The organism is Rhodanobacter sp. FW021-MT20 (assembly GCF_041107475.1).
Lineage (GTDB): Bacteria > Pseudomonadota > Gammaproteobacteria > Xanthomonadales > Rhodanobacteraceae > Rhodanobacter_A > Rhodanobacter_A glycinis.
The window spans coordinates 288,384-313,941 of the sequence record NZ_JBGBPX010000001.1; the positions used below are offsets into that span (position 1 = coordinate 288,384).

Consider the following 25,558-nt stretch of genomic DNA (forward strand, 5'->3'; position numbering starts at 1 on the left):
CGCCGCGGGCCTGGAGCAGCCAGCCGGGTTGCGCCCGGATCAGCCCGGTCAGCATCCGCCCGAACCGGCATTCAGTGCGTTCACCGCATCGCACCCGCAAACCGCAGCGAAGCGCCCCTCGGCAGTGGACGCCACGGCCAACACGATGCCGCGGACATCGTCCCGGCTCAGTGCAACCAGCGCAGGCTGACATCCGCGCCGTCGTGGACCGGCGCCTGCAACAGGCGACCGTTGGCCGTGAGATCGGCGGCCAGCGCCGACAACGGCAGGTTGATCTTCACGTCGAGCAGGGCGCCGTCATCCTGTGCGCCCAGCGTGGTGGCCTTGAGCACGGAGGGATCGGCGCGCAAGGTGGCCAGCATGTTGGCGTAATCCATTGCCGAGTTCAGCCCCGACACCCACAACTTGCCTTCGACCGTGCCGCCGCCGATCACGTTGAGCTGTCGACCGACACGGTCCGCCATCGCGTTGCCGGCATTGCCCAGCAGGATGTCGGTGCCGGGCGCCTGGTCCGTCCATTGCTGCGTCTTGCCGCCGCTGACCAGGGTCCAGTCGGCGCCACCCTGTTTCAACTGGCCCAACAGCACCAGGCCGGTGTGATACTGGCTGGTGACCACCGCCAGCGCCGCCGGATCGGCCGCCGCCAGCTTGGCCGGATCGGGCAGTGCCGCAGCGTTGGCATACACCACGCTGTAACCGCGCTGGCCGGCCGCCGAGGCCAGCGCCGCCAAGGCCCCCTGCCCCAGCAGCTTGCCGCCGGCATCGCGCACCACCAGCAGCACGGGTGGTTTCACGCCGGCACTGCTGGCACCCATCTGGGTGATCGCCCGACGCACCGCCCCGCTGTCGAAGGTCGCCTGCAGCAGCAAACCCGGCGGGGTGCCGGTGCCGCGCTGGTACTGGTATTGCTGCACCATGCCGGGCGCATGCTTCAAGGCATCGGCGTAACCGGGCTTGCTGCGCAGGTCCTGGCCACCGGAAACCCGTGCTAGCACCTGGGCCAACGCCGTGGCAAAGCCCTGGTCGCGTTGCGCCTCGCTGGTGTCGGAAACCGGCACCACGACGGTGTAGGGCGAGGTGGACTGGGCCAGCGCGCGCAGCGGCGACAGCGCGGCAAAGCCCAGCAGCAGGAAGGCGATCAGCGGACGCGACAGGCGCATGACGGGGTGGACCTTGGGGGAAACTCAGGGAAAGTCTGCCCAATCCGGCCCCCAACGTCTATCATTACGCGTTTTCCAAGGCCGGTTTCCGCCATGTCCGACGCCCTCACCTACCGCGCCGCTGGGGTCGATATCGACGCTGGCAATGCCCTCGTCGAACGCATCAAGCCGCTGGTCAAGCGCACCTTCCGCCCCGAGGTCATGGGCGGACTGGGTGGCTTCGGCGGCTTGTTCAACCTGGGCGGCAAATACAAGGAGCCGGTGCTGGTGTCCGGCACCGACGGCGTCGGCACCAAGCTGAAGCTGGCGCAGATGCTGAACCGCCACGACAGCATCGGCATCGATCTGGTCGGCATGTGCGTCAACGACGTGCTGGTGCAGGGCGCCGAGCCGCTGTTCTTCCTCGACTACTTCGCCACCGGCAAGCTGGACGTGGATACCGCCGCAGCCGTGGTTGGCGGCATTGCCAGGGGCTGCGAGCTGGCCGGTTGCGCGCTGATCGGCGGCGAAACCGCCGAAATGCCCGACATGTACCCGCCCGGCGAATACGACCTGGCCGGCTTCACCGTCGGCGTGGTGGAAAAGGACGCCATGCTCACCGGCGACGCCATCGCCGCCGGCGACGTGGTTCTGGGCGTGGCCTCCAGTGGCCCGCACTCGAATGGCTATTCGCTGGTGCGGCGCATCCTGGAACGTGCCGGCGCCACGCTAGACAACGGCGGCCTCGACCTGGACCTCGGCGGCGTCAAGCTGGTCGATGCGCTGATGGCGCCAACCACGATCTACGTCAAGCCGATGCTGGAACTGCTGGCCGGGCAGCGCTCGGCCGTCCACGGCATGGCCCACATCACCGGTGGTGGCCTCAAGGAAAACATCATCCGCGTGGTGCCCGACGGCCTGGGCCTCGCGCTCGACGCCGCCGCGATCAAGCTGCCGCCGGTGTTCGACTGGCTGATGCGCGAAGGCAACGTGGCGCGCGAGGAAATGTGGCGCACGTTCAACTGCGGCGTGGGCTTCACCGTGATCCTGCCGCGCGACGCGGTGGACGCCGCCTCGGCGTTGCTGGCGCGGCACGGCCTGGCCAGTGCGGTGATCGGTGAAGTGGTGACCGCACAGGGCGACGAGCGCGTGCGGATCGGGTGATGCCGGCCAGCTCAAATACGCCTGTTCGCTTGATTCACCGTCATTCCGGCGCAGGCCGGAATCCCGTGGCTTTAGGGCCTGGGCAAGCGTGGTCGCTGCTGGATTCCGGCCTGTGCCGGAATGACGAGCAAACGCATCGCGGCGGCATGCCCCGCGCATTGCTGCGGCTGTCACGGATCATTCCGGACAGCAGTGGGCTTTTGCCGGAATGACGCCCCCAACACCTTCCGGACCATGACCCTTCCCCTACGCATCGCCGTCCTCGCCTCCGGCCGCGGCAGCAACCTTGCCGCACTGATCGCCGCGCGCGACGCCGGCACCTTGCCGGTGGAGTTCACCCTGGTCGCCAGTGACAAGGCCAGTGCCGGCGCGCTGCGATTGGCCGAAGCCGCCGGCATTCCCACGCTGGCGCTGTCTCCACGCAGCTATCCGGACCGGCGCGCATTCGACCTCGACCTGTTCGCACGCATCGCCGACAGCGGCGCCGAGCTGCTGGTGCTGGCCGGTTTCATGCGCATCGTCGACGGCGCGGCCTTGGAGCCTTGGGCCGGGCGCATCGTCAATATCCACCCTTCGCTGCTGCCGAAATATCGTGGCCTGCATACGCACCGCCGCGCACTGGAAGCCGGCGATGCCGAACACGGCGCCAGCGTGCACTTCGTCACCGCCGAGCTGGATGGCGGGCCGGTGATTGCCCAGGCGCGCATCTCGATCGAGAGCGGCGATGACGAGGACACCCTCGCCGAACGTCTGTTGCCGCTGGAACATCGCCTGCTGCCGGCGGTGATCGCATTGATCGCCGCGCAACGGCTGGCATTGGGTCCGAACGGGATCACGCTCGACGGCTCGCCCCTGACCCGGCCGCTGAACCTGAGTGGCTTTCAACTGAGCCGTTGAACATGCGCCGGCATCGCCACGCCGCGTTCAGGCAATTTGCGTAGACTGGGTCGCATGTCCACTTTTTCCCCATCCCGCACATTCGTCGCTGGCCTCGTGCTGGCTCTCGCCACCAGTGCCGCGTTCGCCGCCACGCCGCCCCAGCCGTTCACCGCCACCTATCAAGTGCTGCGCGATGGCGAGGCAATCGGCCAGGCCACGATCCAGCTCAAGGCCGTCGGCGACGGGCAATACGAGTACAGCAACGACGTGAAGGGCACCTCCGGCCTGGCCGCGATGCTCGGCGCCAGCTCCAGCGAAACCACCCGCTTCCGCTGGACCGGCGGCGTACCGGAAACGCTGACCTACGACTACAAGATGGAGACGGCGATCAAGCAGAAGCAGCGCCATCTGCAAGCGGACTGGTCGACGCACCAGGTCGGCGTCACCGACAACGGCAAGCATTTCAGCTATGCCACCGCGCCCGGCATGGTCGATCGCAACACACTGCCGCTCGCGCTGGGCCTCGCGCTGCAGGACAACAAGCGCAGCGTGACCCTGCCGGTCGGCGTGAAGCAGCAGATCGAGAGCCAGCAATTCCAGGTGAAGGGCAAGGAGACGGTGAAGGTGCCCGCCGGCAGCTTCCAGGCCGAACGCGTCGAGCGCACCGATTCGGACAAGTCTTTCGATGCCTGGTACGCCCCGCGGAAATACCCGGTACCGGTGAAACTGGCGCAGAGCGACGGCGGCAACCTCACCCTGCAATTGATCGGCTATCGCCAGCCGTAGTCAGGACGTGGCGTAGCGATCCAGCTCGTGTGCGTGCTCGCGCAGCCAGCGGCGGGCCACGGGACGTGTCATCAGCGCATCGGCCACGAAACCGCTGCTGACCAGCGCCAGCAACCCCACCCAAAGTGCCTGTTCTGCCATCCCCAGCTCCAAGGCGAGGGTGGCGAACGTCATCGCGACGACAAAGCGCACCATCAGCAACGCCAACATGCGCGCTGGCCGAACGCCACGGCGCACTGCCTCGTTCCAAAGCGCATGCTGCCGACGCGGCGGCAAATCACACAGTTCGGGAACACTGAAGATTGGGCCGTACCACCAACGCTGCCAGTTCATGCAGCCTCCGCCGCAAATTTGGGCTTTTTCGGCCCCCTGCCACCAGTTCCAAGTCTGCGCTCGAACGAATGCAAGGTACAAGAGTCAACTCGATGCCCGGGAGTAGCCGTGACCGCCGCTTCAGGTCGGCAGGCGGCGAATCTTCGCGCCGAGCACACCCAGCTTTTCCTCGATGTTCTCGTAGCCGCGATCGATGTGGTACACGCGGTCGACGGTGGTGTCGCCCTGCGCCACCAGGCCAGCCAGCACCAGGCAGGCGCTGGCGCGCAGGTCGGTGGCCATGATCGGCGCGCCGCTCATCTGCTCCACGCCCTGGATGACGGCGGTGTTGCCTTCCAGGCGGATGTCCGCGCCCAGGCGCTGCAATTCGTGCGCGTGCATGAAGCGATTCTCGAACACCGTCTCGGTGATCACGCCCACGCCTTCGGCCACGCAGTTGAGCGCGGTGAACTGCGCCTGCATGTCGGTGGGGAATGCGGGATACGGCGCGGTAGTGATGTTGACCGCCTTCGGGCGCTTGCCGCGCATGTCCAGCTCGATCCAGTTGTCGCCGGTGGTGATGTGTCCACCCGCTTCTTCCAGTTTGCTCAGGACGGCATCCATGGTGTTGGCGCGCGCGCCGCGGGCACGCACCTTGCCACCGGTCATCGCGGCACCCACCAGGAAGGTACCGGTCTCGATGCGGTCGGGCAGTACTTCGTATTCGGCGCCATGCAGGCGTTCGACGCCCTGGATGGTCATGGTGGACGTGCCGGCGCCGTCGATCTGCGCGCCCATGGCCATCAGGCAATGCGCCAGGTCGACCACCTCGGGTTCCTGCGCGGCGTTCTCGATGATCGTGGTGCCCTGGGCCAGCACCGCGGCCATCAGGATGTTTTCGGTACCGGTGACGGTGACCATGTCCATGGCAATGCGCGCGCCCTTCAGCCGCTTCGCCTTGGCCTTGATGTAGCCGTTTTCCACCACGATGTCGGCGCCCAGCGCCTGCAAGCCACGGATGTGCTGGTCGACCGGGCGCGAACCGATCTGGCAGCCGCCGGGCAACGACACTTCGGCCTGGCCGAAACGCGCCACCAGCGGTCCCAGTACCAGGATCGAGGCGCGCATGGTCTTCACCAGCTCGTACGGGGCGAAGTAGCGGTCGGCGGGACGCGGGTCGACCTGGATCTTCATGCGGTCGTCCAGCACCAGCTGCACGCCCATCTGGCCGAGCAGTTCCATGGTGGTGGTGACGTCGTGCAGGTGTGGCACGTTGCTGATCGTCACCGGCTCGTCGGCGAGCAGACAGGACGCGAGAATCGGCAACACGGCATTCTTGGCACCGGAGATGCCGACTTCACCACGAAGCGGCTCGCCACCACTGATCAGAATCTTGGCCATCAAAAGTCCTTGGAAAACAGGTGGCCCGGGATAACCGCGGCAGCCGTCAACGGCGCGCGGCGGCTTCCTCGGGAGTCAGCGTCTTGAGCGCCAGTGCGTGGATCGCCCCGCCCATCAGGTCACCCAGCGTGGCATATACCAGCCGGTGGCGGGCCAGCGGCAATTTCCCGGCAAACTGCGCGGCCACCACTTCAGCCTCGAAATGTACGCCATCGTCGCCGCGCACGTTCGCGCGGGCGCCGGGCATGCCGTTTTCGATCATTGACTGAATGCTGGCTGCGTCCATGGGGTCGTCCACTGGAAGTGATCCTGAACGCCGGCTCCCGGGGCGGAAACCATTGGCGTCAGGCATCACGATAGAATGCGAATATGCCATGTTAATGGAAATCTGCTGTCGCAGAAACGACACACCGCCCGGTTTGGCTCCGACGCCCCCTCCCCGACACCCCACGAGGACGCATGAACGCACCCATCGCCACGACCCGATCCACCCCGATGGATGCCGACGTCATCGTGCGCAGCGCGCGTACGGTAATCGCCACCGAGGCGGCGGCAATCCGTGCGCTGGAACCGCGCATCGGGGCGGAATTCGTGGAGGCCTGCCGGCTGATCCTGGGCTGCCAGGGGCGGCTGGTGGTCACCGGCATGGGCAAATCCGGGCACATCGGGCGCAAGATCGCCGCCACCCTGGCCTCCACCGGCACGCCGTCGTTCTACGTGCATCCGGGCGAGGCCAGCCACGGCGACCTGGGCATGATCCTGCCGCAGGACGTGGTGCTGGCGCTGTCCAACTCGGGTGAAACCGACGAGGTGCTGTTCATCTTGCCAGTGATCAAGCGCCAGGGCATTCCGCTGATCGCGATCACCGGCAACCCGAAATCCTCGCTGGCCGGCCAGGCCGACGTGCACCTGGACGCAGGTATCTCGGCCGAAGCTTGCCCGCTGGGCCTGGCGCCCACCGCCAGCACCACTGCCGCGCTGGTGATGGGCGATGCGCTGGCGATCGCCCTGCTGGAAGCGCGCGGTTTCACCTCGGAAGACTTCGCGCGCTCGCACCCCGCCGGCAGCCTGGGGCGTCGTCTGCTGCTGCACATCGGCGACGTGATGCACACCGGCGATGGCATTCCCGCCGTCGGCCCTGATGCGAGCCTCACCGAGGCGCTGATGGAAATGACCCACAAACACCTGGGCATGACCGCGGTGGTCGATGCCGATCGGCGCCTGCTCGGCGTGTTCACCGATGGCGACCTGCGCCGCGCGCTGGACGACGACGGCGTGGACCTGCGCAACGCGAAGGTCGCCGACCTGATGACCCGCCATCCGAAATCGATCGGCGCCGACAAACTGGCGATCGAGGCAGCCCAATTGATGGAGAAACACCAGATCCACGCCCTGCTGGTGCTGGACGAATCCCAGTGCGTCGTCGGCGCGCTGAACATCCACGATCTGCTGCGCGCGCGGGTGGTCTGATTCGTCTCCGCCTGATTCGTCTCGACGAATCAGACACCCCGCTCTTGCTGTTGCTCTCACATCACCAAGCCGAAAACCCCGTGCCCTACCTCACCAACCTCCCACCCGACCTGCTCGCCCGCGCCGCCAAGATTCGGCTGGCCGCGTTCGACGTGGACGGCACCCTCACCGACGGCCACCTGCACTACAGCGAAGGCGGCCACGAGACCAAGGTGTTCCACGTGCACGACGGCCTCGGCCTGAAGCGGCTGCAGGCGAATGGCGTGCAGGTGGCTTTCATCACCGCACGGATCAGCCACCCGGTGGCCCTGCGCGCCGAGGAACTGGACATCGCCCACGTCTACCAGGGCCAGCGCGACAAGCGCAGCTGCCTGCTGCAATTGCTGGAAGCGCTGAACCTGAGCCCAGAGCAAGCTGCTTTCACCGGCGACGACCTGCCCGACCTGCCGCCGATGCACATCGCCGGGCTGGCCGTGGCGGTAGCCAACGCCCATCCCTGGGTGGCCGAAGCCGCGCACTGGCAGACCCGCCTGTCCGGCGGCATGGGTGCGGCGCGCGAAGTCGCCGACCTGATCCTGCATGCCCAGGGCAAGGCCGATGCGGAACGGGAGCGTTGGCGGTGAGCCCTCTTGCGCGCTTGCGCGAATACGTGCGCGACCGCAAGGTCGCCAGCGGCATCGTGCTGCTGGCGCTGGTCGTCGGCACCCTGCAGACCATCATGTGGTGGGTGGCGCCCACGCCGAAGACCAACGACTTCGTGGGCCCGCCGCGTTCGGGCTATACCCTGATCAACTTCCACATGTGGTCGTACGACCAGCTCGGCCATCCCAGCTTCAGCATGGTCTCGCCGCGGCTGGACCGTCGCGAGGGCGACGATTCGCTCTATATCATCACCCCGCAATTCACCCTGGCCGCGAAGAAACCCGGCGTGCCCGACTGGCATGGTCACTCCCTGTACGGCTGGGTCAACCACGCCGGCACCCTGCTCAAGCTGCAGGGCCCGGTGCAGATGCAGCGCCCCGCCTACGACAACGTCGCCGCCGCCACGCTGGATACCTCCGATGTCACCGCATGGCCGAAGGAAAACCGCATGGAAACCGCGGCACCGGCACAGATGACGCAGGGCGACAGTAGAATGAGCGGCGTCGGCATGCGCGCCGAACTTACCGATAACCATCTGGAGCTTCTCCATGACGTCCACGGCACCTTCGTTCCGCACCCGCGGCCTGCTGCGTCTCGGCGCACTGGCGCTGGGTCTGCTCGTTCTGCAGCCGGCACTCGCGCGGAAGGATGACCGCCAGAAGCCCATGAACGTCGAGAACGCGCAACGTTTCGACGGCAAGTACGCACCCAACAGCACGGCCACCTTCTACGGCAACGTGGTCATCACGCAGGGCACGATGAAGGTCACCGGCGACAAGGCGGTGGTGCACTTCGACGGCGACCAGAACGTCGATCACGTCCTGATCACCGGCGCACCCGCGCACATCCAGGAAATGGATGACAGCGGCAACCTGATGCTCGGTCACGCCAGCCAGCTGGACTACGACAACAACTCCGGCATAGCCGTCCTCACCGGCCACGCGTTCATCCAGCAGAAGGGCCGCGGCGAAGCGCACGGCGACAAGCTCACCTACAACACCCAGACCAGCGAGATGACGGGCGTCAGCGGCGATGATGGTCGCGTGCACATGACTTTCATACCCAAGCCCAAGCCTGCGGCCGCCAAGGGCTCGACTCAGCCAGCCAAGACATCGACCGCCGCGCCGACGTCAGCCAATCCACCTGCCGGCACGCCCGCCCACGCCGGCTCCGCCGCCACACCGCAAGGGCAGCACTGACCCATGCTCTCGGCCGAAGGTTTGCAGAAGCGTTTCAAGTCGCGCCAGGTGGTGCGTGATTTCGGGTTCTCGATCCGCCAGGGCGAAGTGGTGGGCCTGCTCGGCCCCAACGGCGCCGGCAAGACCACCTGCTTCTACATGGTGGTGGGCCTGATCGAGGCCGATGGCGGCACCATCAAGCTCGACAAGCAGGACATCACCGGCCTGCCGATGCACGCGCGCGCCAAGCTCGGCATCGGCTACCTGCCGCAGGAAGCGTCGGTGTTCCGCCGGCTCAGCGTGTCCGACAACATCCTCGCCGTGCTGGAACTGCGCGAAGGCCTGGACGCCCGCAAGCGCGCCGCCGAGCTGGAAAGCCTGCTCGACGAGCTGAAGATCGCGCACATCGCCGAGCAGAAAGGCGTCAGCCTGTCCGGCGGCGAGCGCCGTCGCGTGGAGATCGCCCGCGCGCTGGCCGCACAGCCGCGCTACATGCTGCTGGACGAGCCGTTCGCCGGCGTCGATCCGATCTCGGTGGGCGAGATCCAGCGCATCGTGCGCCACCTGAAGGAGCGCGGCATCGGCGTGCTGATCACCGACCACAACGTGCGCGAAACACTGGGCATCTGCGACCGTGCCTACATCCTCAACGACGGCGAAGTGCTGTCGCGCGGCACCCCGGCGCACATTCTCGCCGACGAGAAGGTGCGCGAGGTTTACCTGGGCCGCGAATTCCAGCTTTGAGGGCGGCCGTCGTCGCAGACTCGGCCGGGCCATGCCGCCACGCCGAGAGCCCGGTCACGTCCACGCCACCCGGGATGGCCATCGGCCAACCGAACTATGGTCGCTCCGCTGACGACGGGGTACGATGGCGCCGAGTTCATTTCCACGGGCAGGCATGAAAACCGGTCTGCAGTTTTGCCTCCATCAGCAACTTGCCCTGACGCCCCAGTTGCAGCAGGCCATCCGCCTGTTGCAGCTCTCGCAGCTGGAGCTGGAGGCCGAGTTGCGCCAGATTGCCGAGAGCAATCCCCTGCTCGAGTTCGCCGAGGATGCCGAACCCGATCCGGATGACGAAGGCGAATTCGCCGAAGCCAACTACACGGCCCCGACGGCTGCCGCCGAGCCGGCCGTCGACAGCGACCCGTCCGATGCCACCGAATGGTCCGACAGCGGCAGCAGCGAGCAGCCGATCGACTTCTCCTCCAGCGGCAGCAGTTCCAGCAGTTCAGGCAATTCCTCACGCGACGACGACGGCCTGGAGCCGCAGAATGCCGCCCCGGAGACGCTGCAGGAACACCTGATGTGGCAGCTCAACCTGAGCTCGTTCGATGCGCGCGAGAAGGCCATCGCCACCGTGCTCATCGATGCGCTCAACAGCGACGGCTACCTCACCGACAGCCTGGATGCCATGCTCGCCGCGCTGCCGCCGCGACTGGATGCCACGCTCGACGACGTCGACGCGGTACGCCGCCGGCTGCAAGGTTTCGATCCCACCGGCGTGGCCAGTCTGGACTTGCGCGACTGCCTGCGTGCCCAGCTGGAGCAGTTCGACCCGGCCACGCCGCAACGCGAGCTGGCCCTGAGCATCGTCAACGACGAGCTGGACCTGCTGGCCCGCAACGACATCGCCCGGCTGGCCCGCCGCCTGCGTGCCAGCGAGGACGAGACCGCCGCCGCCGCCCTGCTGATCCGCAGCCTCGACCCGCGTCCCGGCGCGGCGCTGGACACCACCCCGGTGGAGTACATCGCACCGGATGTCTACGCGCGCAAGCTCAATGGCTACTGGCAGGTCAGCCTGAATCCCGACAGCCAGCCGAAGCTGGGCCTCAACCAGCACTACTGCAGCCTGATCGCCCAGGCCCGCGGCAACGACGCCAGCTGGATGCGCGGCCAGCTGCAGGAGGCACGCTGGCTGCTGAAGAGCCTGGAATCGCGCGCCGAAACCCTGATCAAGGTGGCCGACGCCATCGTGCGCCGGCAGAGCGCCTTCCTCGACTACGGTCCCGAGGCGATGCACCCGCTGGTGCTGCGCGAAGTGGCCGAGGAAGTGGGCATGCACGAGTCCACCATCTCGCGCGTCACCACGCGCAAGTACATCCACACGCCACGCGGCACCTTCGAGCTGAAGCACTTCTTTTCCAGCGGCGTATCCACCGAGGATGGCGGCAGCGCCTCGGCCACCGCCATCCAGGCCATGCTGCGCAAGCTGGTCGACGCGGAAGACCCGCGCAAGCCGCTGTCCGACCAGTCGCTGGCCGAAGAGCTGAACGGCAAGGGCATCCAGGTGGCCCGCCGCACCGTCGCCAAATACAGGGAGGCACTGCGAATCCCCAGTTCCAACGAACGCCAGCGCGCCGGCTGACCCGCCGTCATGAACGAGCGGGAACTTGCCCTGCGTGCAGGCGTCCCAATATCTGAAAGTGTCGGTTTGAGGATGCATCGCCACCAGGCAATGCATCGACCCACGCCGCTACGGCGGCACACCAGAGGAGGCGCATCATGCAATTCCAACTCAGTGGCCAGCAGATCGAAGTCACCCCGGCCCTTCGCGACCATGTGGAAGCCAAGCTCGACCGGTTGACTCGCCTCGACGATCGCCTGCTCGGCCTCAATGTCGTGCTTTCGCTGGACAAGCTCCAGCAACGCGCCGACGGCACCCTGAAGACCAGCGGCGCCACCCTCCACGCCGAAGCCGCCGAAGCGGACATGTACGCCTCCATCGACACCCTGTTCGACAAACTGGTCAGCCAGCTGCGCCGCCATCGCGAGAAGATCAGCGACAAGCACCAGAAGGAAGTGCGCGAAGAGCGCCAGTACGGTTGATCGAGGATGCTCGCGGGCCCGCTTCGCCTTCGGGCGGGGCGGGCTCGTTTTGTCTTTGGGTGTCGCCCGATGCGTCGTCTGCGGCGGGCTTTCGCTCGTTCTGACGTGGTCGATGGGTGGCTCGCCTGCGGCGGGCTTTTGCTCGCGCTGGCGTGGTCGATGGGTGGCTCGCCTGCGGCGGGCTTTCGAGCGCCTGCCGGCGCCCGAGTTACCTCTCTTTGCTGGCCCAAAGAGACGTAACCCAGAGAAAGGGCCTATGGGACCCGCCGACCCTACAAGCCTTGGCGGTCGAGGTGTTTGGAACCTGCGTGACACTTCCTGTTACACGCACGGCCACGCCGCGCCGTCACCGAAAACCGAGGGTTAGGAAGAGCAGGCTCGCGTGATCGAACTCGACGCTGCGGTGTGCGGCTCTTCCAACCCTTCGAGAAGCGGCGCGCGGCGGAGGATCAGGCCCGCAGGGTGGCTGGCAGAGATGCCAGCCAGTTCGACGCCAGCACAGGATGTGCTGTCGGCGAACCCCCGCAGCCGTGCGCGGACCCGCCGGCTCGAAGAGCCGGTGGGCGCGAACGCAGGGTGCCCCTCTCTTGGGTTACTTTCTCTCGGGCAAGCGAGAGAAAGTGACCGGCCACCGGCAGGTGGTCGAAACCTCCGTCGCCAAAGGCGGCGGCACGCATGCGACCGCGCGCGCAACGCGCCATCACCACACTCCCTGAACACGCCCCTACCGTCAAACTGGCACAATGCCTGTCGCGATCGCCCGAACGGGCCTTCACGTCAAGGAATCCAGCTTGGACCGGCTTACTGCCCGACAACTCTACGATGGTGTCCACGAGCGCATGGCGCTGCGCTGGATCTCCGGCATGCGCGGCGAATCGCGTGCGCTCGATCCCGGCGCCACGCAGACCCGGCGACCATCGCTGATCGGTTACCTCAACGTCATCTATCCGAACAAGGTGCAGATCATCGGCAGCGAGGAGCTGAAATACCTCGATGCGCTGGATTCGCGCCAGCGCTGGAAAGCGATGCACAAGATCGCCGCCAGCGAACCGGTGGCACTGATCGTTACCCACGACCAGCCGGTGCCTTCCGATCTGCGCGATATCGCCGAGGAAACCGGCACGCCGTTGTGGAACAGCTCCAAGCGCGGCCACGAACTGCTGACCTGGTTGCAATACCACCTGGCGCGCATGCTGGCACCGCGCATCACGCTGCACGGCGTGTTCCTGGAAGTGTTTTCCATCGGCGTGCTGATCACCGGCGAAGCCGGTTCGGGCAAGAGCGAGCTGGCGCTGGAACTGATCAGCCGCGGCCATCGCCTGGTCGCCGACGACGCACCCGAGTTCACCCTGATCGCTCCCGACGTGATCGATGGCACCTGCCCGGAGCTGCTGCAGGATCTGCTGGAAGTACGCGGGCTGGGCGTGCTCAACGTGCTGGAGATGTTCGGCCACACTGCCGTCAAGCCATCCAAGTACCTGCGCCTGATCATCCACCTCAAGCCCTGGCGTGACGGCGAAGTGGAAGACGCGCTGACCCGTATCACCGGCGATACCGGCCATCGCGACATCTTCGAGGTACCGGTGCCGATGATCACCTTGCCAGTGGCACCGGGCCGCAATCTGTCCGTACTGGTGGAAGCCGCCGTACGCAGCCACATGCTCAAGAGCAAGGGCATCGACCCTGCCCAGACCTTCATCGACCGCCAGGCGCACCAGATGCGCCGCCTCCCCCCATGGTGACCGCATGAACGAACGTGACCCGTCCGAATCCCCCGTAGTGAACGACCCCGATGCCGTGCACCTGATCGTGCTCACCGGCATGTCCGGTGGCGGCAAGACGGTGGCTTTGCGCGCGCTGGAGGACCTGGAGTTCTACTGCGTCGACAACCTGCCCTCGACGCTGCTGCCGCAGCTGGTCGACGCCACCATGCGCAGCAGCATCAAGCGCCGGCGCATTGCCGTGGGCGTGGACGTGCGCAACCGCAGCGAGGATTTCCGGCACATGCCGCTGGTGCTGTCCGAACCGGCCGGCAAGGGGGTGCAGGTGCACCTCGTGTTCATCGACTGCAACGACGCGGTGCTGATCAAGCGCTATTCGGAAACCCGCCGCCGCCACCCGCTGGCGCAACGCGGCGTGTCGCTGGCCGACGCCATCGTCGAGGAGCGCCGGCTGCTGCGTCCGCTGATGGCGATCGCCGAAAAGGTGATCGATTCCAGCGACCTCAACGTGCACCAGTTGCGCCGATTGATCGCCACCGGCTACGCACAGACCACCGAAGGACTGACCCTGATGTTCCAGTCATTCGCCTTCAAGCGTGGCCTGCCGCTGGATTCCGACTTCGTCTTCGATGCCCGCTGCCTGCCCAACCCGCACTGGGATCCGAAGCTGCGTCCGCTGTCCGGCAAGGACGGTCCGATCCGCGATTTCCTTGGAACACGACCGGTGGTTGGCGAATACCTGGCCGACACGGCGCGCTGGCTGGATGCGTGGCTGCCCCGCTTCGAGCAGGACGACCGCAGTTACGTCACCATCTCGGTTGGCTGCACCGGCGGCCGTCACCGCTCGGTGTACCTGGTCGAACAACTCGCCGCGCATTTTCGCGCCAGCCGCGAAGGCGTGCTGACCTTCCACCGGGAACTCGAATGAACCTGCCGATCCATCGGAAAGCCACGCAACCATGAGCGTCGGCATCCTCCTGATGACGCACGAGGCGGTCGGCCAGGCGCTGATCTCCGCCGCCCGCCACGTGCTGCCGAAGCTGCCGTTGAAAGTGGCCGCGGTGGAAGTGCCGGCGCAGGCCGATCCTGACGTCATGCGCACGCTCACCGCGCACCACGCCCGCGAGCTGGACGAGGGCGGCGGCGTACTGGTATTGGCCGACCTGTACGGTGCCACACCATGCAATATCGGCCTGTCGCTCGGCTCGCTCGGCGTGCGGCTACGATGTGTCTCCGGACTCAACCTGCCCATGCTGCTGCGTGTACTCAACTATGCGGAAAAACCACTGGACGAACTGGCCGAGATCGCGGCCGCCGGTGGCCGCGGGGGAATTTTCATCGACCATGCCTGACGTCCATCATGCTTGAGAAAGAAATCGTGGTTTCCAACAAGCTCGGCCTGCATGCACGCGCATCGGCCAAGCTGGTGCAACTGGTACAGGGCTTCAAGTCCACCGTATGGCTGATCAGCAAGGGTCGCGAAGTGAATGCGCAAAGCATCATGGGCGTGATGATGCTGGCCGCCGGCCTCGGCACGCCACTGACGGTGCGCACCGAAGGGCCGGACGAAGACACCGCGCTGGACGCGGTCATCGCATTGTTCGAGCGCAAGTTCGACGAAGGAGCATGATTCGCGTGGGCATCGGACATCGGACAACGGGCAGCCACCCAGGCCTCGCGCGGCGACGCACGCCGAGCCGCGTTCGTTTGCCGCTGCCTCTTTCGCGGGCCCACGCCTCGCTTGCATGCCCTGCTGGGGCACCGCGATGAGACATATCCTTCCCGGCACCATCGCCGCCAGGGGCATGACATTGGGCCGCGCCCGACTGGTGCAGCCCAGCCGCTATGCGGTCGACACCCGCCCGCTGGCCGACGACGAGATCGAGAGCGAACTGACCCGCCTGCATCTGGCGCTGGATACCGCCCGGCAGGAACTGCGCGAACTGCGCGGCAAGCTGCACGGCGCGCTGGCGCGCGAGGTCAACGAATTCATCGACGCGCACAGCCTGCTGCTGGATGATCCCGAGCTGCTGCGCGGCCTGGACGACCTGGTGAAGGTTGGCCACTACCGGCCCGGTGCCGCCTTGAAGAAACAGCGCGACAAGCTCGCCGCGGTATTCGAGGCCATGGACGATCCCTACCTGCGCAGCCGCAAGGAAGACATCGACCAGGTCATCGCGCGGGTGATCTCCGCCCTGCAGCGCCAGACCAGCGTCGAGGAACGCAAGCTGGCCGCGCGCGTGGGCAAAATCCTGATCGCCGATACCATCGCCCCGGCCGACATGGCACACCTGGCCGGCAACGGCCTGCTCGGCGTGGTCGCCAGTTCCGGCAGTCCCTACTCGCACAGCGCCATCCTGGCGCGCAGCCTCGGCCTGCCGATGCTGGTGGGCACGCGCGACGCGCTGGCGAACATCCACGACGACGACCTGATCCTGCTCGACGCCGAGCGCGGCGACGCGATCGTGCATCCCACTGCGCAGGACCTGGCGCGCTATCGCGCCTGGCAGCGCGAATCAGCACTGGAAGGCCGTCGCCTGGCCACTCTCGCCAATGCCCCCACGCGTACCCGCGACGGCATCGACGTCCGCCTGCTGGGCAACGCCGAGTCGGTAGCCGACGTGGCGCTGGCCCGTTCGCGCGGCGCCGACGGCGTGGGCCTGTACCGCACCGAATTCCTGTTCCTGCGCCACAAGGGCCTGCCCTCCGAGGACGAGCAGTTCATCGCCTACCGCGACCTGGTGCTGGGCATGGGCGGTTTGCCGGTGACCATCCGCACGCTGGACCTGGGCGCCGACAAGGCCGATGCCGCGGGGCTGGCCCTGCGCGGCGAGGACAACCCCGCGCTCGGCGTGCGCGGCGTGCGGCTGTCGTTGCGCTATCCCGCGGTGTTCACCACGCAGATCCGCGCCATCCTGCGCGCTGCCTGCTATGGCCCGCTGCGCGTGCTGGTGCCGATGGTCACCCAGCCGGACGAGCTGATCGCGGTGCGCACGCTGTTCAAGCTGGCGCGCGCCGACTTGAAGCGCGAGAACGTTGACCTGCCGGAGAAGTTGCCGCTGGGCGCGATGATCGAAGTCCCCGCCGCTGCACTCAACGTGCGCGCACTGCTGGATCACGCCGACTTCCTCGCCATCGGCACCAACGACCTGGCCCAGTACGTGCTCGCCGCCGATCGCGGCAATGATGCGCTGGAAAACATCTACAACCCGCTGCAACCGGCCCTGCTGCGCCTTATCGCCTACGTGATCGCCAGCGGCCGGCGCGCTGGCAAGCCGGTCAGCCTGTGCGGCGAGATCGGCGGCGACACCCGTTTCACCGCCCTGCTCCTGGCGCTGGGCCTGGCCGAATTCAGCATGCATCCGGGGCAGTTGCTGCACGTGCGCGATCGGATTGCCGCGCTCGACCACGCCGCGCTGCGCCATCGCGCGCCCAGCCTGTTGCGCGCGCACACCCACGAGGACGTGGAAACCCTGCTGACGCACCTGGACCCGGGCTTCGCACCCAGCCGAGCCTGATCGCGCCCCGGCTCACCGAACCCCCACACTTCCCTGGAGCCCACCCTGTGGGCGATGCTTTTGCGTGCGCCACACGTCGAAGCGCGCCGCGCACAGGAGATGCACCCGTGATCTCCCGTGGATGGTGCGCGACGCAGTGCCGGTCATCGGGCAACTGTCCCGGTGATAACGCCGGGTACCCCGAGGTCGCGAATCTCAGGCGTCGGACGCGTCCAGGAACGCCTCCAGCACCGCCCCGCGGTATTTTTCCCGGTGCAGCAGCAACGAGAGCTTGCGCGTGAGGTCGAGGAAGGGCGTCTTCAGCGCCTTCAGGCGGCCGGTAGCCACTGCGTCGGCCACCGCCACTTCGGGCAGGCAGGAAATGCCCAACCCGGCGGCGACGGCCTGCTTGATCGCCTCGATCTGGTCCAGCTCCAGCACGGTTTCGCCCGCCGGCAATTGCGCCAGCACGCGTTCGCTGGTCGCCCGCGTGGCCGACCCGGGTTCGCGCAATACCCAGCGTGCGCCGGCAAAATCCGCCGGCTTGAGATGGCGCTTGCGCGCCAGCGGGTGGTCGGGCGGCGCGCAAACCACCAGCGAGTCGTCCCGCCATGGCCGCGACTCCAGCAACGGATGCGCCACCGGCCCCTCGACACAGCCCACGTCCAGGCTGTGATCGAGCATGGCCGCGGTGATCGCGTCGGTATTGGCCACGCGCAAGCGCACGGCCACCTGCGGGTGGCTACGCACGAACGTGCCCAGCAGCTCGCCCACGCGATAGTTGCCCACCGTATTGCTGGCGCCAATGCGCAATTCGCCCACCAGGGTCTGCGTGCCACCGGACCCCAAGCGGCCGAACTCGGCATAGCGCTCCAGCAGTTCCTGCGCCAGCGGCAGCAATTCACGGCCGCGAGCATTCAATCGCAGGCGGCCGCGTTCGCGTGCGAACACCGGCGCGTCGAGCTGCCGCTCCATCTCGGCCAGCGCCATGCTGGCGGCCGGCTGGGTGAGGTAAAGCTGCTCGGCGGCGGCACGCACGCTGCCGTGCAAGGCAATCTGCACGAACACTTCGAGTTGGCGCGGGCTGATGTTGATCATCAGCTTATTTTATACGCCGCATTAGATATTCCAAGTTTTCCTAATAACCGGCAGCGGGGACAATAACGCCACCCCACCACCACGTGCCGTCCCCATGAGCACCACCTCGATCGCCACCGCTACCCACCCCACCCTGCGCACCCGCGCACCCGGCCTGCTGCTGGCCATCGGCATTGCGCTGCTCGCCCTGTGGCTGGGTCGACTGGTGCCGGTGATCGGCGGTCCGGTGTTCGGCATCGTGTTGGGCATTGCCGTGCGCAACCTGCTTTCGCCCGGCGCGCAGTTCACGCCGGGCATCCAGTTCGGCGGCAAGCAGATCCTGCAATGGTCGATCATCGCGCTGGGCTTCGGCCTCAGCCTGACCCAGGTGGCGAAGACCGGTCTGGAGTCACTGTCGGTGACCCTGGTGACGATGACCGTCGCCTTCGTCAGCGCGCTGATGCTGGGACGCATGCTGAAGGTGCACGGCAAGCTGCAGATCCTGATCGGCGTGGGCACCGCAATCTGCGGCGGCTCGGCGATCGCCGCGGTGACGCCGATCATCCGCCCGGACGACCACGACACTGCTTTCGCCATTTCCACCATCTTCCTGTTCAACGTGGTGGCGGTGCTGCTGTTCCCGCTGCTTGGCCACCTGCTGCACCTGAGCGACCTGGGCTTCGGCCTGTGGGCCGGTACCGCGATCAACGACACCTCGTCGGTAGTGGCGGCCGGCTACAGCTACAGCCACGCGGCGGGCGACTACGCCACCATCGTCAAGCTGACCCGCGCCACGCTGATCATCCCGGTCTGCCTGATCCTGGCCTTCGCCGTGGCCTGGCGCGAAAAGCGCGCGTCGAAGCAGAACGGCGGCGCCACCCAGTTCAGCCTGCGCCGTATCTTTCCCTGGTTCATCCTGTGGTTCCTGGTGGCCTCGGCCGTGCGCACGGCCGGCTGGATCCCCGTCGCCATCCAGCCGACAATCCACTTCCTGGCGGAGTTCATGATCATCGTGGCGCTCACCGCCATCGGCCTGTCCGCCAACCTGCGCCGGATGATCGCCAGCGGCGCGAAGCCAATCCTGCTCGGCTTGGGCGTGTGGGCAGCGGTTTCGGTAAGCAGCCTGCTGGTGCAGTTGGTCATCGGGCAGCTCTGACGCATTCTCCCGAGGTCGCGACACGTGGCCCCGGCGAGCAGAGAGACACCCATTTCCGGGCTTGGCCAGCAGGTCGGGCCCGGAGATCCCGTTCAATGGACTTACGGCTGTGGCTTGCCCTGCTCCGCCAGCGTCAACGCCACCTTGTCGCGCAGATAGACCGGCAGCGCGTGCTGGGCATCCTGCGCACGACCAGCGCGGAATTCGCGCACGGCCAGCTCGGCGACATGGCGAGCTTGCGGATAACAACCACCTTCGGCTGAACGCAGCTCGCCGGTGAGGCAATCGCGCAAGCTATCGGCGTAGGTGGTCCAGCCGCTGCCCACGATGTGCCATGCCGAGGCAGCGGGCAGCACCAAGGCTTCGGCCGTGCACACCCGTTCTTCATCGAGAGGAACCAGACCCCCATTTTCGTCGCGCCGGTAGCTGGCCGCGTAAAGCTCGCCCATGCGCGCGTCGATCACCGCGAGAATCGCGGCATCATCGTCGGGCGCTTCCAGCGCCAGCGCCGCAAGCGAGGACACGGTGACCACCGGCAGATCCAGCGCCAGCGCCATGCCCTGCGCCAGCGACACCGCCAGCCGGACACCGGTGAACGCGCCGGGACCACGGCCCACGGCGATCCCGTCCAGCGCATGTCGGCCCAAACCGGCCTCGGCCAGCAGCTCGTCGGCCATCGGCAGCACCCGCTCGGCGTGCCTGCGCGGGGCAATCTCGCTGCGCTCGATCACCATGTCCCCATGCACCAAGGCAACGGAACAGGATTCGGTGGCGGTTTCGATGGCTAGCAGATTCATCCGGCTATTCTCGCACCAGTCGTTACGGGCATGACAGCACGGGCATCGGGCGACGCAAGGGCAATCAGGTGACTCGGCCGTGATTGTGCGTCTTCGGCGGCGCTCTCTGGCCGGGCGTTTCGACTCTGCCCACTGCGCGGACTACGCTCAACGTGAACGGGGACCGCCTTTGGCAGCCCCTGCCCCCGGCCCGTACAATGGCCGCTTTACCGTCCACACCAGCGCGCCTGCCCGGGCGTGCCATCGCGAGCCCCTGATGGAAAAGAGTTTCGAACCCGCCCAGATCGAATCCACCTGGTACGCACGCTGGGAAGCCAGCGGTGCGTTCAAGCCGTCGGGCCAGGGCGAGCCGTATTGCATCCTGCTGCCGCCGCCGAACGTCACCGGCACGCTGCACATGGGGCATGCGTTCCAGCAGACGGTGATGGACATGCTGGTGCGCTACCAGCGCATGCGCGGCATGAACACGCTGTGGCAGGTGGGCACCGACCACGCCGGCATCGCCACGCAGAAGATCGTGGAGAACCAGCTGGCGGTCGAGGAAAAGACCCGCCACGACCTGGGCCGTGATGCCTTCGTTGAACGGGTGTGGAAGTGGAAGGAGGAGTCCGGCTCCACCATCACCCACCAGATGCGCCGCATCGGCGCCGCCGCCGACTGGTCGCGCGAACGCTTCACCATGGATGAAGGCCTGTCCGCCGCGGTGCGCAAGGTGTTCATCGACTGGTATCGCGCAGGCCTGATCTATCGCGGCAACCGGCTGGTGAACTGGGACCCGGCGCTGGGCACGGCCGTGTCCGACCTCGAAGTGAACAACGTCGAGCGCGACGGCCACATGTGGTCGATCCGCTACCCGGTCAGCGGTAGCGACGAATCGCTGGTAGTAGCCACCACGCGCCCGGAAACCATGCTGGGCGATGTCGCGGTGGCCGTGCATCCGGAGGACGAGCGCTACGCCCACCTGGTCGGCAAGACGCTGAAGCTGCCGCTCTCGGATCGCGAGATCCCGGTGATCGCCGACGACTACGTCGACAAGGATTTCGGCACCGGCTGCGTGAAGATCACCCCGGCGCACGACTTCAACGATTACGCCATCGGCCAGCGTCACAAGTTGCCGCCGATCACCATTTTCACGCTGGACGCGAAGGTCAATGACAACGCGCCGGCGAAGTACCAAGGGCTCGATCGTTACGACGCGCGCAAGCAGGTACTGGCCGACCTCGAAGCGCTCGACCTGCTGGTCGAAACCAAACCGCACAAACTGCAGGTGCCGGTGAGCCAGCGTTCGGATGCGGTGATCGAGCCGATGCTGACCGATCAGTGGTTCGTCGACCTGACCTCGGACAAGGGCCGCAAGGAAATCACCGAGCCGGCGCTGGATGCGGTGCGTTCGGGCGAGATCAGGTTCGTGCCGGAAAACTGGGCCAACACGTACACGCAGTGGCTGGACAACATCCAGGACTGGTGCATCAGCCGCCAGCTGTGGTGGGGTCATCGGATTCCGGCGTGGTACGACGAGGCCGGCAACATCTTCGTGGGCGAGGACGAGGCCGATGCGCGCGCCAACGCCACCAGCGAGCCGGTCGGCGCGCTGCGCCAGGACGACGACGTGCTCGACACCTGGTTCTCCTCCGCGTTGTGGCCGTTCTCCACGCTGGGCTGGCCGCTTGATGGTCCGGTGAAGGATGCTCACGGCAACGTGGTTGCCGACTGGCAGCACGACAAGATCTTCCTGCCCAGCGCGGTGCTGGTCACCGGCTTCGACATCATCTTCTTCTGGGTCGCGCGGATGGTGATGGCGACCAAGTACTTCACCGGCCGGATCCCGTTCCGCGAGGTCTACATCAACGCCATCGTGCGTGATGCGGAAGGCCAGAAGATGTCCAAGTCCAAGGGCAACACGCTGGACCCGCTGGACCTGATCGACGGCATCGCGCTGGAACCGCTGGTAGCCAAATCCACCAGGTCGCTGCTGATTCCGCAGGTGCGTGCCAAGGTCGAAAAGCGCATCCGCAAGGACTACCCCGACGGCATCCCGGCGATTGGCACCGACGCGCTGCGCTTCACCTTCGCCGCACTGGCCAGCTACAGCCGCACGATCAATTTCGACATCAAGCGCGCCGAGGGCTACAAGGCGTTCTGCAACAAATTGTGGAATGCGGCGCGCTTCGTGCTGATGAATGTTTCATCCCCTCTCCCCACGGGAGAAGGGAGCAAGCCGGCGACCGAGGCCGAGCGGTGGATTCTAACGCGCTTGTCGCAGACACTGGCAGAGGTAGAGCAGCATTTCGTTTCGTACCGCTTCGACCATCTGGCACAGGCGCTGTACGAATTCGTCTGGAACGAGTACTGCGACTGGTTCCTCGAACTCGCCAAGCCGGCATTGAACGGCGATGACACCGAGGCCGCGGCATCCACGCGGCACACGCTACTGGTAGTGCTCGAAGCCGTGCTGCGCGCGCTGCACCCGGTGATTCCTTTCATCACCGAGGAGATCTACCAGGATGTGGCGCCGCGGCTCGGCCTGGTCGAAATCAACGTGTATGCGCGCCCCTACCCGCGCCCCGCGGATTTCGCGAGCGATGCCGCCGCCAGTGCCGAAATCGAGTGGTTCAAGGCGGTGTTGTCGGGCATTCGCAAGATTCGCTCGGAAATGAATATCGCACCAGGCAAGGTCATCCCCTTGCTGCTGGCCGACGGCGATGCCGCGGACCGCACCCGCGCCACCAAGTTCGCCGCGCAAATTGCCTTCCTGGCGCGCGTGGAAACACCCCGGTGGATCGAAACCGGCGCCGACGAACCGGCCACGGCCGCGGCGGTGGTCGGTTCGCTACGCGTGCTGATTCCGCTGGCCGGGCTGATCGACCTTGGCGCCGAGAAAGCACGGCTGGCCAAGGAAATCACCCGCATCGAAGTCGAGATCAAGAAGTGCGAAGGCAAGCTCGGCAACGCCAATTTCGTCGCCAACGCGCCCGCCGAGGTGGTGGCGCAGGAGCGCCAGCGCATCACCGACTGGAACACCCAGTTGGCCGCCTTGCGCGAGCAGGCAGGCAAGCTGTCGACGTAAGGATGGTCTGATTTTGCGCGTCATCCCCGTGGGGTCGCCCGGCATGGGCGCCCTACATCACCGGCAGCGGGCCCGGCCGGGTCAGCTCCATCGTCATCACGATCGCTTCTTCGCGGCCATCCTTCGCCGGGTAATAGCGCGGACGCCGACCGATCTCGCGAAATCCGAAAGACACGTACAACGCATGCGCCACCGGATTGGACGGGCGCACTTCCAGGAATATCTGGTGCGCACCGTTCCAGCGGGCAATGTCGAGCAGGCGCCGCAGCAGGTGGCGGCCCAACCCCTGGCCGCGCCAGTCCGGGCCGATGCAGATGTTCAGCACATGTGCCTCGTCGGCACCGATCGACAACACGCCATAGCCGGCAATCGCGCCATCCACGCACAGCACCCAGCACGGATGCCCCGCGCGCAGGCAATCGGCGAAGATGCCGGGGGTCCAGGGAAACTCGTAGGACGCCGCTTCCATGGCGTTGATGGTCGGCAGGTCTTCGCGACGCATCAGCCGCATTTCCGTCGCCGGGTGCGCCACCGCGGCCACGGGTCAGTTCTCCGGTGCCGCCAGCACGCGGCGCAGGTTGCGCAGGGCGCTCCACAAGCGGCGCTTGCCCGCACCGCCCGACAACACTTCCGCCGGCGTATCCGCCAGCACGATATGGGCCCGGTGCATCACGTCGGCGGGCAAGTCGCGGCCCAGCGCATGCGCCTGTGCTTCGCCGAGCACCAGGTAGGCCCGCGCATGGGGAATCCGTGTCGAATCGGCGCCGACCTCGATGCGCGCCGCCCGGGCCAGCCCCGGTCCGAAGGCGCAAAAGGCGCGACCAAGCAGATCCAGCTCGCGCGCAGTGCACCTGGCCGGCACCACGACCACGCAGTCAGTTGCCGTCGTGGATGATGTCGCCGCGACATCCGCCACGGAGACCTCCGGCACGGAGGCCGCCACGCCGCGAAGACGCCACGGCGTGATGCCCAGCGCATGCAGCACGCGCACCCGATGCGCCGGTGTGGTGGCGACCACGTTCACGCGGCGCCCCGATGATGCAGGCGCCGCCGCGCAGCCACACCCCACAGGGTCACCGCAGGGCCGGACAACAGATAGACGGAGAACACCGCCAGCAGCACGCGCGGCGGATCCAGGAACAGGAATACCAGCAACAGCACGGTCACCACGATCCACGCAAATGGCACATGACCGCCCACCGGCAGCGACTTGAAGCTGTAGTAACGAAACCGGCTGACCATCAACAAACCAACGATGGCCGCGAAGAACGGCATCACGAAGCACAGGTCGTCGCCGCTGATGCCCGATTTGTCCATGCTCCACACGAACGACATGCACACCGCTGCCGCCGCGGGGCTGGCCAATCCCTGGAAATAACGCTTGTCGATCACGCTTACCTGGGTGTTGAAGCGGGCCAGCCGCAGCGCGCCGCAGGCGGCGTAGATGAAGGCAGCCGCCCAACCCACCTTGCCCCACAGCGGGCCATATTCGCGCAGCCCGGCCAACGCCCAGTTGTACATCACCAGGGCCGGTGCCAGGCCGAAACTGACCAGGTCGGACAACGAGTCGTACTGCACGCCGAATTCGGTTTGCGTGCCGGTGAGCCGTGCCACGCGGCCATCCAGGCCATCCAGCAAGGCGGCCACGAACACCGCGATGGCGGCTTCGCTGAAACGACCGCCAATGCTGGCCACGATCGCGTAGAAACCGGCGAACATGGCCGCGGTGGTAAACAGGTTCGGCAGCAGATAGATGCCGCGGTGTCGCGGCCGCCGGACGGGCGTATCGTCGCTCATGAATCAATCCGTGACGGAATGCGCGCAGTGTAAACCATTCGCCGCTTGAGTCCGGAGCGGCCCGGTTGTTAACTAGACAGGGTCCGGGAACACCACGGGAGCCGCTCCGCGCAAGCAGGTGGGTGACCAGCCCCGCGACACCGTTTCGTGCCGTCGGAAGACCTTCCAGGCGCCAAGCGCCCGGAATGGACCGATTTGCCACTTTTGGAGAATGCCATGCGTCGCCTGTCCCTCGCTGTAGCCTTGCTGTTGATCGCGCCGCTGGCATGCGCCCAGGTCTTCAAGTGGACCGACGCCCACGGCACGGTGCATTACTCCCAGACGCCGCCGGCGACAGGGACCAAGTACAGCCGCGTCACGGTCAATGGCACGGTGGATCCGGTAACGCCGCCCAGCCACGAAGCCAACGCCGAAACGTCAGCGGACAACGCGCCTGCGGCCGCCCCGCAGCCGGTGGCCGATACGCCGGCCAACCGCAAGAAGCTTTGCGCATCGCTGCAAAGCAACTTGAATACGCTCAAGGGCAACCAACCGGTGGTCATGCAAGTCAACGGGCAGCAGAAAGTCATCGACGCGGCCCAGCGCAAGCAGCAGGTCAGCAACGCCCAGGCGCAATACCAGCGTTACTGCGCCAGCTGATCCGCCCCCG

General features: G+C 66.6%; 27 protein-coding genes. 18 read left to right on the forward strand and 9 right to left on the reverse strand.

Annotated elements, in window-relative coordinates; all coding sequences use genetic code 11:
* Positions 1-167: 167 nt before the first annotated feature.
* A complete protein-coding gene (locus AB7849_RS01500) occupies positions 168-1,160 on the reverse strand; it encodes a DUF2066 domain-containing protein (RefSeq protein WP_369500492.1) in 993 nt (330 codons plus the stop codon).
* 93 nt (positions 1,161-1,253) lie between these two features.
* On the opposite strand from AB7849_RS01500, the gene purM reads away from it, so the two are divergent.
* From purM to AB7849_RS01515, 3 genes are all read left to right on the forward strand, one after another.
* Complete coding sequence (gene purM, locus AB7849_RS01505) at positions 1,254-2,303, forward strand: phosphoribosylformylglycinamidine cyclo-ligase (RefSeq protein WP_008208017.1); 1,050 nt, start codon at positions 1,254-1,256, stop codon at positions 2,301-2,303.
* A 234-nt stretch (positions 2,304-2,537) separates the two neighbouring features.
* Positions 2,538-3,200 (forward strand): phosphoribosylglycinamide formyltransferase, encoded by a 663-nt coding sequence (gene purN, locus AB7849_RS01510; protein ID WP_008208015.1) that lies wholly within the window; start codon positions 2,538-2,540, stop codon positions 3,198-3,200.
* 54 nt (positions 3,201-3,254) lie between these two features.
* Positions 3,255-3,968, forward strand: a complete 714-nt coding sequence (locus AB7849_RS01515) for a DUF3108 domain-containing protein (protein WP_037098096.1) — start codon at positions 3,255-3,257, stop codon at positions 3,966-3,968.
* Here AB7849_RS01515 and AB7849_RS01520 read toward each other — a convergent pair whose 3' ends face one another.
* From AB7849_RS01520 to AB7849_RS01530, 3 genes are all read right to left on the reverse strand, one after another.
* Positions 3,969-4,301: a hypothetical protein gene (locus AB7849_RS01520; protein ID WP_008208010.1), complete on the reverse strand. Its 333-nt coding sequence runs from the start codon at positions 4,299-4,301 to the stop codon at positions 3,969-3,971.
* A gap of 120 nt (positions 4,302-4,421) precedes the next feature.
* Positions 4,422-5,681, reverse strand: coding sequence for a UDP-N-acetylglucosamine 1-carboxyvinyltransferase (murA, locus tag AB7849_RS01525; protein WP_008208009.1), 1,260 nt, complete (start codon positions 5,679-5,681; stop codon positions 4,422-4,424).
* A gap of 46 nt (positions 5,682-5,727) precedes the next feature.
* Positions 5,728-5,967: a BolA family protein gene (locus AB7849_RS01530; protein WP_008208007.1), complete on the reverse strand. Its 240-nt coding sequence runs from the start codon at positions 5,965-5,967 to the stop codon at positions 5,728-5,730.
* Between the two features lie 173 nt (positions 5,968-6,140).
* Here AB7849_RS01530 and AB7849_RS01535 point away from each other — a divergent pair, with 173 nt between their 5' ends.
* The 12 genes from AB7849_RS01535 (at position 6,141) to ptsP (ending at position 17,036) form a co-directional block, all read left to right on the forward strand.
* On the forward strand, positions 6,141-7,151 hold the full coding sequence (locus tag AB7849_RS01535) for a KpsF/GutQ family sugar-phosphate isomerase (RefSeq protein WP_037098090.1): 1,011 nt from the start codon (positions 6,141-6,143) through the stop codon (positions 7,149-7,151).
* 80 nt (positions 7,152-7,231) lie between these two features.
* On the forward strand, positions 7,232-7,774 hold the full coding sequence (locus tag AB7849_RS01540) for a KdsC family phosphatase (protein ID WP_037098102.1): 543 nt from the start codon (positions 7,232-7,234) through the stop codon (positions 7,772-7,774).
* Positions 7,771-8,445 (forward strand): LPS export ABC transporter periplasmic protein LptC, encoded by a 675-nt coding sequence (gene lptC / locus AB7849_RS01545; RefSeq protein WP_237711745.1) that lies wholly within the window; start codon positions 7,771-7,773, stop codon positions 8,443-8,445. The genes AB7849_RS01540 and lptC overlap by 4 nt, the downstream gene beginning before the upstream one ends.
* Before the next feature lie 13 nt (positions 8,446-8,458).
* The gene (lptA, locus tag AB7849_RS01550; RefSeq protein WP_008207999.1) at positions 8,459-8,992 is read left to right on the forward strand and encodes a lipopolysaccharide transport periplasmic protein LptA; all 534 of its coding nucleotides are present in this window, start codon (positions 8,459-8,461) and stop codon (positions 8,990-8,992) included.
* A 3-nt stretch (positions 8,993-8,995) separates the two neighbouring features.
* Positions 8,996-9,715: an LPS export ABC transporter ATP-binding protein gene (gene lptB, locus AB7849_RS01555; protein WP_092705084.1), complete on the forward strand. Its 720-nt coding sequence runs from the start codon at positions 8,996-8,998 to the stop codon at positions 9,713-9,715.
* Positions 9,716-9,869: 154 nt separating this feature from the next.
* Positions 9,870-11,336 carry an RNA polymerase factor sigma-54 gene (locus tag AB7849_RS01560; protein ID WP_369500493.1) on the forward strand — a complete coding sequence of 489 codons (1,467 nt, stop codon included), beginning with the start codon at positions 9,870-9,872 and terminating at the stop codon, positions 11,334-11,336.
* A 137-nt stretch (positions 11,337-11,473) separates the two neighbouring features.
* The gene (gene hpf, locus AB7849_RS01565) at positions 11,474-11,797 is read left to right on the forward strand and encodes a ribosome hibernation-promoting factor, HPF/YfiA family (protein ID WP_008213693.1); all 324 of its coding nucleotides are present in this window, start codon (positions 11,474-11,476) and stop codon (positions 11,795-11,797) included.
* 743 nt (positions 11,798-12,540) lie between these two features.
* The gene (gene hprK, locus AB7849_RS01570; protein ID WP_237711929.1) at positions 12,541-13,539 is read left to right on the forward strand and encodes an HPr(Ser) kinase/phosphatase; all 999 of its coding nucleotides are present in this window, start codon (positions 12,541-12,543) and stop codon (positions 13,537-13,539) included.
* 4 nt (positions 13,540-13,543) lie between these two features.
* Entirely contained in the window at positions 13,544-14,446 is a 903-nt protein-coding gene (rapZ, locus tag AB7849_RS01575; protein ID WP_369500494.1) for an RNase adapter RapZ, read from the forward strand.
* 31 nt (positions 14,447-14,477) lie between these two features.
* Positions 14,478-14,870, forward strand: coding sequence for a PTS sugar transporter subunit IIA (locus tag AB7849_RS01580; protein ID WP_008215975.1), 393 nt, complete (start codon positions 14,478-14,480; stop codon positions 14,868-14,870).
* Between the two features lie 8 nt (positions 14,871-14,878).
* Entirely contained in the window at positions 14,879-15,148 is a 270-nt protein-coding gene (locus tag AB7849_RS01585; RefSeq protein ID WP_008215978.1) for an HPr family phosphocarrier protein, read from the forward strand.
* A 136-nt stretch (positions 15,149-15,284) separates the two neighbouring features.
* On the forward strand, positions 15,285-17,036 hold the full coding sequence (gene ptsP / locus AB7849_RS01590) for a phosphoenolpyruvate--protein phosphotransferase (protein WP_008215980.1): 1,752 nt from the start codon (positions 15,285-15,287) through the stop codon (positions 17,034-17,036).
* A 195-nt stretch (positions 17,037-17,231) separates the two neighbouring features.
* On the opposite strand, the gene AB7849_RS01595 is transcribed toward ptsP, so the two are convergent.
* Positions 17,232-18,113: a LysR substrate-binding domain-containing protein gene (locus tag AB7849_RS01595; RefSeq protein WP_008215983.1), complete on the reverse strand. Its 882-nt coding sequence runs from the start codon at positions 18,111-18,113 to the stop codon at positions 17,232-17,234.
* A 94-nt stretch (positions 18,114-18,207) separates the two neighbouring features.
* Between AB7849_RS01595 and AB7849_RS01600 the strand changes: the two genes are divergently transcribed.
* Complete coding sequence (locus tag AB7849_RS01600) at positions 18,208-19,248, forward strand: YeiH family protein (protein ID WP_008215984.1); 1,041 nt, start codon at positions 18,208-18,210, stop codon at positions 19,246-19,248.
* Positions 19,249-19,349: 101 nt separating this feature from the next.
* On the opposite strand, the gene tsaB is transcribed toward AB7849_RS01600, so the two are convergent.
* Positions 19,350-20,045 (reverse strand): tRNA (adenosine(37)-N6)-threonylcarbamoyltransferase complex dimerization subunit type 1 TsaB, encoded by a 696-nt coding sequence (gene tsaB, locus AB7849_RS01605; protein ID WP_008215987.1) that lies wholly within the window; start codon positions 20,043-20,045, stop codon positions 19,350-19,352.
* Positions 20,046-20,301: 256 nt separating this feature from the next.
* Here tsaB and AB7849_RS01610 point away from each other — a divergent pair, with 256 nt between their 5' ends.
* Positions 20,302-23,112 (forward strand): valine--tRNA ligase, encoded by a 2,811-nt coding sequence (locus AB7849_RS01610; RefSeq protein ID WP_008215989.1) that lies wholly within the window; start codon positions 20,302-20,304, stop codon positions 23,110-23,112.
* Positions 23,113-23,164: 52 nt separating this feature from the next.
* Here AB7849_RS01610 and rimI read toward each other — a convergent pair whose 3' ends face one another.
* The 3 genes from rimI to pssA are packed head-to-tail and all read right to left on the reverse strand — an operon-like array spanning position 23,165 to position 24,909.
* Positions 23,165-23,623, reverse strand: a complete 459-nt coding sequence (gene rimI / locus AB7849_RS01615; RefSeq protein WP_439822695.1) for a ribosomal protein S18-alanine N-acetyltransferase — start codon at positions 23,621-23,623, stop codon at positions 23,165-23,167.
* Positions 23,624-23,656: 33 nt separating this feature from the next.
* Positions 23,657-24,136, reverse strand: a complete 480-nt coding sequence (locus AB7849_RS01620; RefSeq protein WP_008215993.1) for a hypothetical protein — start codon at positions 24,134-24,136, stop codon at positions 23,657-23,659.
* Positions 24,133-24,909, reverse strand: coding sequence for a CDP-diacylglycerol--serine O-phosphatidyltransferase (gene pssA, locus AB7849_RS01625; protein WP_008215995.1), 777 nt, complete (start codon positions 24,907-24,909; stop codon positions 24,133-24,135). Before pssA ends, AB7849_RS01620 begins: the two co-directional genes overlap by 4 nt.
* A 216-nt stretch (positions 24,910-25,125) precedes the next feature.
* Between pssA and AB7849_RS01630 the strand changes: the two genes are divergently transcribed.
* Positions 25,126-25,548, forward strand: a complete 423-nt coding sequence (locus AB7849_RS01630) for a DUF4124 domain-containing protein (RefSeq protein WP_008215997.1) — start codon at positions 25,126-25,128, stop codon at positions 25,546-25,548.
* The last annotated feature ends 10 nt before the right edge of the window (positions 25,549-25,558 follow it).